We start from the raw sequence: 445 nt of genomic DNA, 5'->3' as shown, positions 1-445 counted from the left end.
GAAGCTCGATCACCCGATCGGATGCCATGATTTTTTCGGGCGGCGAAATCTCTCCTGCCGTGGTGCGATCCATGATCGTTTCCATTTCGTCCGTCGTCGGAAACGGAACGACCAATTTCATTAGGAAACGGTCCAGTTGGGCTTCGGGAAGTGGATAGGTTCCCTCCATTTCCAGCGGGTTTTGCGTGGCCAACACAAAGAATAGCCCGTCAAGTTGATGCGAAGTTCCCGCGACCGTGACACTGTGTTCCTGCATTGCTTCTAGCAAAGCGGATTGTGTCTTTGGCGTTGCGCGGTTGATTTCATCGGCCAAAACCACATTGGCAAATACCGGGCCACGTTGGAATTGAAATTCTTTGTGCCCATTTTGGGTTTCAACCAAAATGTTAGTGCCGATCAGGTCCGCCGGCATCAGGTCGGGAGTGAACTGAATGCGACCAAAGGA

At 51.9% G+C, this 445-nt stretch carries 1 protein-coding gene; it reads right to left on the bottom strand.

Features of this window, described 5'->3' with window-relative positions; genetic code table 11:
• A partial coding sequence (locus B2R17_RS17465; protein ID WP_286764994.1) for an AAA family ATPase occupies positions 1 to 445 on the bottom strand: 445 nt, incomplete at both ends.

It is taken from the genome of Rhodopirellula sp. UBA1907, assembly GCF_002337565.1.
Lineage (GTDB): Bacteria > Planctomycetota > Planctomycetia > Pirellulales > Pirellulaceae > Rhodopirellula > Rhodopirellula europaea.
Note: the sequence above shows the minus strand (reverse complement) of the source record. Positions and strands in the feature narration are given on the sequence as shown.